This is a genomic window from Streptomyces albus subsp. albus, assembly GCF_000719865.1.
Taxonomy (GTDB): Bacteria; Actinomycetota; Actinomycetes; order Streptomycetales; family Streptomycetaceae; genus Streptomyces; species Streptomyces albus_E.
Genome location: NZ_JOID01000103.1, coordinates 1 through 442 on the forward strand (window position 1 = coordinate 1; position 442 = coordinate 442).

The following is a 442-nucleotide window of genomic DNA, read 5'->3' on the forward strand; positions in this document are numbered from 1 at the left end:
GGCCAAGGCCCTCACCGAGACCACCCACACCCTGGACCCCGAAGCCGCAGCCGCCGTGGAGGCGATGGTGGTGGGGAAGATGCCCACCCAGTCGGTGGGACAGACCCGGCGCGCCCTGAACCGGGCGGTGTTGAAGGCTGACCCACTGGGGGCGGAGCGGCGGCACCGCAAGCGGCGGGAGGACCGCAGCATCTGGCACCGGGCGGTCGAGGACGGCATGGCGACCTGGACGGCGTTCCTCCCCACTCCGCAGGCGGCCGAGTTGGACGCCGCGATCGACGCCCACGCCGCCACCTTCACCGACGACGACCGCACCCTGAACCAGAAGCGCGTCGACGCCCTCTACGACCTGGTCGTCCCAAGACCGGGGTGCTCATCAAGACCGACCCCACCACCTACCGTCCCACCGCCGAGACCGAACGCCACGTCATCGCCCGCGACG

Annotated in this window: 1 protein-coding gene; it reads left to right on the forward strand. The window is 71.7% G+C overall.

Translation table 11 applies throughout. The features are described from left to right. Window positions 1-442, forward strand: a 442-nt coding sequence (locus IF83_RS0129565) for a DUF222 domain-containing protein (protein WP_030549509.1), incomplete at both ends; no start/stop codon positions are given.